General features: G+C 63.6%; 4 protein-coding genes. 1 reads left to right on the top strand and 3 read right to left on the bottom strand.

Annotated elements, in window-relative coordinates; translation table 11 throughout:
- Positions 1 to 328 precede the first annotated feature (328 nt).
- From B9C99_RS03480 to B9C99_RS03470, 3 genes are all read right to left on the bottom strand, one after another.
- Positions 329 to 1,087: an SDR family NAD(P)-dependent oxidoreductase gene (locus B9C99_RS03480; RefSeq protein ID WP_157741807.1), complete on the bottom strand. Its 759-nt coding sequence runs from the start codon at positions 1,085 to 1,087 to the stop codon at positions 329 to 331.
- A complete protein-coding gene (locus B9C99_RS03475; RefSeq protein ID WP_088896968.1) occupies positions 1,084 to 2,322 on the bottom strand; it encodes a dienelactone hydrolase family protein in 1,239 nt (412 codons plus the stop codon). The genes B9C99_RS03480 and B9C99_RS03475 overlap by 4 nt, the downstream gene beginning before the upstream one ends.
- 72 nt (positions 2,323 to 2,394) lie before the next feature.
- On the bottom strand, positions 2,395 to 3,528 hold the full coding sequence (locus B9C99_RS03470; RefSeq protein ID WP_088896967.1) for a cupin domain-containing protein: 1,134 nt from the start codon (positions 3,526 to 3,528) through the stop codon (positions 2,395 to 2,397).
- 701 nt (positions 3,529 to 4,229) lie between these two features.
- Here B9C99_RS03470 and B9C99_RS03465 point away from each other — a divergent pair.
- The gene (locus B9C99_RS03465) at positions 4,230 to 5,822 is read left to right on the top strand and encodes a hypothetical protein (RefSeq protein WP_253249965.1); all 1,593 of its coding nucleotides are present in this window, start codon (positions 4,230 to 4,232) and stop codon (positions 5,820 to 5,822) included.
- Positions 5,823 to 6,000 lie beyond the last annotated feature (178 nt).

The raw sequence follows: 6,000 nt of genomic DNA, 5'->3' as shown, positions 1-6,000 counted from the left end.
CTGTGAGTCACTGTGAGAGGTAACTCGTTGATCACTACGCGATGGCCCACCCTCGGCGAGGGAGCGACACGCCGCGGACCTGGCCGGATGCGCTCAGCCGATTCCCACCACTCCCCGGGACTTACCCAGACGAGTTGCGTTCAGTCACTCTGAAGCAGGCGAGGTTCTCGTCCTGGACAGATGCAGTGCCCCGCCAAGGATGAGCTTGGCGGGGCACTGCATCTGTCTAGGGTCCGGTGTCGTTGTCCTCGTCTATCGGCCGGAGTGTGCGGCGCACGGGTTCCGTTACGTCCTTTGCTGCTCGACGGAAGCGAAGGAACGAAGAGATTCAGTGCCCGCCGCTGACCGTCAGGACATGTCCTGTGATCGCGCCTGCATTCTCGGACGCGAGGAACGCCACCGCCGCGGCGACCTCGGCCGCTGTCACCAACCGGCGAAGCGGAGTGTGTTCGACGAGCTCGGCGACGACATGCGGGGCAATCGTGGCGCCTTTCTCGGCGGTCAGGCCGGGAGCTACGAGATTGACCGTGACTCCTGCCGGCCCCAGCTCCCACGCCAGCGCGCGTGAGGCCGCAGTCATCCCGCCCTTGGCGGCGATGTACGAGACATCGGACTGCATCGAACCGTCGACCAGATCGGTGGAGACGGTGATTATTCGTCCCCAGTGGTGGTGGGCCATTGCCTGTGCGCAATGCCGAGTGATCGCTAAGGTGCCCTCGAGATTCGTGCGCACAAGCGACGCCCAGTCCATTGTGGTCTGGTAGAAAGGCTCCGCCTGCTCGACATTGTCTGGCCAGGCCACCGCATTGTTCACCAGCACACCCAGAGGGCCGAGTTGGGCGTGCATCCTTGCGATCGTCGGAATCACCGAGTCCGGATCGTCCAGCACCGCTGGGACGGCCCTTGCGGCTCCGCCCTCGGTGTTGATCTCATCTACGACTTCCTGTGCCCGTGTGCTGTCACCTCGATAGCCGACTCCGACGGCGAACCCGGATCGGGCCAGAGCAAGGCAGATATGTCGTCCGATGGCGCCGGCGCCGCCGGTGACCAAAGCGCTACGGTGTTGTTCCGGTGCGGAGGCCGTCACGAAATCGGCTTCCCCTCGCTGGTGGACCATTTCGCCATCAACTCGTTCGACGGCAAAGTCTTGTCGACCAGCTTGCGTGCTTGTTCGATTCCTGCCACAGGAAGTCCGGTCGGTTCCAGCAAGCCGATCTGCACCAACACACCGGCCTGATCCCAGTAGATATGTTCGTTGCAAAGCTTGTCGCCTTCGATGGTGACGATGGCCACGAGGGGGATCTCCACATACTTGCCGGTGGGCGGGATACCGGGAAGAAGCCAATCCATCTCTCGATCATGTGTGAAGCACAGCAGCTGTTCTTCGACAATCCGGTTGGCACCGACGGTACGAGACAGGGTGATGGACTTCAGGTCGGAGGGATTGGTAGGGACGAAGTGGTAGGCATAGAACCGGGACAGATCCTTCTGTCCCACTCCGCCAGTAAGTGTCGGGATGTGGTTGACGTACGGTTCATCGATCATCGTCGCCATGGTCGCGGGCACATCGCGGGTGACGAATTCGTGGTAGACGTGATTGTCCCAGATCGCGTTGAGATCGTATCGGGGGCCGATCGTGTTGCGTAGCACTGCCAGTGTTCGAGCGTAAGCGAGGTCGGCTGCAACCGGATCGAATACGTCTCGTCCGGTCGTGCCGAACGCGTGGTCTACACCGTCGTAGTCGTAGATCTGCACAAGATCGTTGTCGGTAAACGCTGCACGGATAGCGGTTCGCGCCGGCTCGGGGCAGAATGCGTCCAGCTCGGCCAGGTGGAATGCGGTCGGCACCTGCAGGTTCTTTGCCTCGTCGAGGTGCTCATGTACGCCGACACCGTAATAACTTACCGCGCAGTCGATGTCGAGACGTACCGCCGATAGATAGGACAGTAACCCGCCCATGCAGTATCCAACGATGCCAACCCCCCCGGCCTGATTGTCGAACGCACGCAGGGTGCGAATGGTATCGGCGATGTCGTCGATCGCGGTGTCATTGTCGAGCGCATCTCGAAGTTGCAGTCCGCGGGCAACGCCGTTGTCGTCGTAACCCAGTTCCACGCGCGGTTCGGATCGCCAGAACAGGTCCGGCACGAGCACAACGTAGCCTTCTCGGGCGTACAGCTCGGCGGTTTCGCGCATGTAGTCGTTGACGCCGAAGATCTCCTGTAACAAGACCAGGCCGGGTCCGGATCCCTGCTCAGGTTCGGCGAGGTAGGCGGCGAATGTTTCGCCAGAGGCCTTAACGATATCGATGTACTTACCCATGGAAGTTCCAGATCCTTCTTCGAGGCCGTTGTCTGCGGTGCTCGGGGCACTGCATCCACGGTGGTGATGTACTTACTGCTGCACCGTCGTCGCCGGTTCGAGGGTGTCTTCTACGGTTTGGTGTCCGTGGTTGTCGGTGTAGGCGGCTTCTTGGTAGAGGTCGAGTGCGTGCATGACGGGGAAGTCGTTGAACGAGAACAGGCACGCATCGTTGCGGTCGTCGTCGTTGGCGTGTTCGTGCCAGGCCCACGAGGGCACGCAGAAGATGTCGTTTTCCTGCCAGTCGAACCGCTGCCCGCCGATGATGGAATGACCGCGGCCTTTGGCCACGTGATAGATCACCGACCCGGTGTGCCGATGCGCGAGCGTGGCCTGACCGGGACGCAGCAGCTGCATGTGCGCGCCCATCGTCGGCATGACCGAACCGCCGGTGAGCGGGTTGACGTACTCCATGATGATGCCGTCGTACGGTGATCCGTCGGAGACCTCGGCGCGGGCGAGCAACGCCTCGTAGGTGCGTTCCCACGGGTAGGCCAGCAGCGGGGAGTAACGCTTGCTCCATCCGCGGTCGGCGGGGGTGAGGATCCCGGACCCGTACTCGTGCAGCGAGGTGTTGACGACTTTTCCGGGTTGTTGATGCAGCTCCGGATGCACGGCGTAGAAGTTCGCGTCGAGTGTGTTGACCAGGGGGATATCGAGTCCGTCCTGCCAGATCACCGGGGAGCTGGCCGAATCGTTGCCGTGTTCGTGCCAGGTGCCACTCGGGGTGATCAGGAAATCCCGCGCTCCGGCCTCGAGCCGGTCGCCGTCGACGATCGTCCACGCTCCTTCACCTTCGATGACGAACCGCAGGGCAGAGGCTGCGTGTCGGTGTGCGGTCATCGACTCGCCCGGGTTCATGATCTGCAGTCCGGTGTAGAGCAGACCCACGGCCGCACTGAGGTCCTTGCGGCCGTCGTTGACCAGCATCACCACCCGTCGGCCGGCATCGTCACCGGAGACCAACGAGGCGGATTCGAGCACCGACGGTCGCAGCTGCTGATAACGCCACAGCATCGGCACCGATTTCGGTTGCGGATACCACGGCTCGATGTCGTTGGCCACCGTCCACAACGCTCCGGCGCCCATCGTCTCGAGCCGGCGGTAGAACTGCACCAGCTCGTCGGTGTCCTCCACGCGGGACCGGCCGAGGATGTCTTCCCTCATATCAGCAACTCCTTCCACAACGAGAGTTCAGCTCGATGATGACAGCGAGGATGTGCCGAGACTACCAACATTTGATCAAATTTCTACCCCCCTGCGACGGGATGGCGGGGTTCATCTCTTTCTGTAATGAATCATTTCTGAAAACTGACACTTCAGCTGCCAGGATCGCGGAATGAGACCCGGGCGAGAACCCGCTACCGACACTATTTGATCAAATCCTTGCTTCTCGATTGATCTGGCGAACAACCAGTTGGGCCTTCCGAACTTGCACGAACAACCGAGTTGAAGGCCACAGCCGATCCCCAGAAACACTCCTGGACGGGAGAGTCGACGATGGAGGTTCGCGCTGAAGTAGTCAGTAGTGCAAGTGCAGCTCTGGACCTGCGCGGTTCCAAGCTCATGCCAGGAAGGGATGCTTGCGAGCTTGTCGAAGTCCACAGACATTCCGCCCCCATCTCACTGCGCCTCTACCTCTGAACTGGGGAAACGCCGAGATGAGAAGGTTCACCGACACGAATACGGAAACCGATACTGGCTCGTAGAACCTACACCTGCTGTAGAGATGCAGCGAAGACTGGCCGGACACGCCGCTGCACATTGACGGATCGCGGGCGTGTCGGCAGTACTCGTGCAGAATGCACGACTCGGCCGGCTGCATCGCCGATCGTGCGCGGCGGCAGCGTCTCGGGCACGCTGTCAGGGTGACAGAGCCCGACCAGGTGTGGCGTCCGCAGACTCAGCTGCCGGTGTTGGTGACCGCTGTGTCGATCGAAGACGGGGAGACACCACCCCCGGATGTCGGTGCCGTCGCGGTGTTTCCGTTGTTGTTCGAGGAGATATTTGCCGATCCGGCGGATCCGTCGATCGTCACGCTTCGCGCTGTGGCCGAGCCCCTGCACTCGGGAAAACCCGCGTTGCAGAGGCCCGGGGACGGACGGCAGTGGTGGGACTGGACCGTGCTGCTGCGCGGTGTGGGTTGGACGGCCACCTGGTATACCCGTCGTCCGGTGCTCGGTCAGGTCGAGGTCACCGGCCGGCTGATCGGTGATTTGTCCTACGCCACCACCGGGCGGATCCGCGGCCGGGTCAGGCGTATTCGCGTCGCATCCGATCGGTACCGGCGCGAGGTCGATCAGCCGCACTCGCCGTTCCGGCCGGTGCCGGGCACCCGTCGCTACCGGCAGGTCACCGCCTCCCCGCGATCGTTCGCCCATGTTGCCCGGCCCACCGGCCCCGACCCGCTGGTCGAACGCATCCACGAGGTGGGCGTGCTGGTGGATCTCGACTTGACCGATGTGCCACCACCGCCGCTGCGGCCGAGCGTGGTCCCCGCCGCGATCTCCGCGCACGAGTCGGACCTGTGGATCGCCGACCGTGAGCTGCCCCTGGTTGTGCATCTCGACGCCAGCCGGCGCGTGCGCGAGTACATCGTGCCCGGGCAGATCTTCGATACTCCGCCGGCTAATCGCACCCGCTCGGTATGGGCACACACCGACGGCTGCTGGGTGGGCGGCTGGGACGGAATCTTCCACTGCACCCGGGGCGGCACCGTCGAGGCGATCACCGACACACCGATTCGAGACGGCGCAGCCCATGCCCAGACCCTGCTCGCCGTGGCGGTGCCGGACCGCGGCACCGCCGAGCTGATCCTCGCTCGCCCGGGACAGGACCTGGTGAGGCACCCTGCCGAGCAGTGGGGCGACCTCGAATCGATGACGACCTGCGAAGGTGGGTTTGTCCTGCTCTTTCGCCGGCGTGACCCGAGCACCGGCGCGCTCGGAGCGGCGCGCCTGGTCCGGGTCGATCTGCACGGCACGATAACCGTCGGTCCGCCGCTGGAAACCGCCATGACGTCCTATCGGCCGTTTCTGACCGGTCTTCCACCGACGATCGTCGACGGCACCTCCGCCTATCGGATACTCGACGATCTCACCCTCGCCCCGCCGAACTCGCTGCCTGATCATGTCCTCGGCGGCGGACAGATCGATAATCTGCTCTGGATCGTCGGCCATCCCCCGGACGGTTCCGGCCGTGGGCGGTGGTGGCCACTGCCGGGACCGGCCGTGTATCCGGCCGATCACCACCAATACTGGCTGTTCACCCGCCTCGATCCGGTCACCTGGGAGCCGATCTCGAGCACCCCGATCCGCAGTCCCCGCCCGGATGTCACCATCGACGGAGCCGGCACCGTGTGGGTCACCGCTGCGGGCGTGCACGTCCTGCCGCGCCAGCACATGAACCCGCCGGAACTGCTCGACGTCGCCGAGCTGCTCGACCGCTCCCGCCTCCGGTAGCCGAACACCCATGAACCGCAGGTTTGTGTACGCACGCGGCCCGATCACCGGTCCGGTGGCGTCCGCCCACCTCCGCTCTCCGTGCTGCGCAAGGCAGACCAGTGGTTCGACGGGGGCGGCGCTTCTACATAGACCGTGGCATGTTCACAGCACCCGGGAAAACGCAGGTCGGGCGCAC

Origin of the sequence: Rhodococcus sp. BUPNP1 (assembly GCF_002215235.1) — a bacterium.
Lineage (GTDB): Bacteria > Actinomycetota > Actinomycetes > Mycobacteriales > Mycobacteriaceae > Rhodococcus.
The sequence above is the reverse complement of the archived record's forward strand: the minus strand, read 5'-3'. Positions and strand labels throughout refer to the sequence as shown.